Here is a 239-nt window from a genome sequence, read left to right as displayed (position 1 = left end):
GATCGACCGCGCGGCCCCGGACTCGACCGCGCCGCGGTGGTGCTCCTCGAACGCCGAGCCGACCGACAGGGGGAACAGGTCCCAGACCACCCCGCCGAGGAGCTCACCCCGGGTGCGGCCCAGCACGCGCTCCGCCACCGAGTTCACGTACGAGAACCGCCACGCGACGTCGAGCAGGAAGAACGCGGTCTGCATCGTCTCGAGCACCCGCGCGAACCGGGCGTCGGCCTCGCGCTCGG

The 239-nt window shown here is 73.6% G+C and carries 1 protein-coding gene; it reads right to left on the bottom strand.

Translation table 11 applies throughout. The features are described 5' to 3' along the window. Window positions 1-239 (bottom strand): PAS domain-containing protein (locus KVT14_RS21225; protein ID WP_217617375.1); only part of this gene is annotated, 239 nt, incomplete at both ends.

The organism is Cellulomonas sp. GbtcB1, from assembly GCF_019091725.1.
Lineage (GTDB): Bacteria > Actinomycetota > Actinomycetes > Actinomycetales > Cellulomonadaceae > Cellulomonas.
The sequence above is the reverse complement of the archived record's forward strand: the minus strand, read 5'-3'. Positions and strand labels throughout refer to the sequence as shown.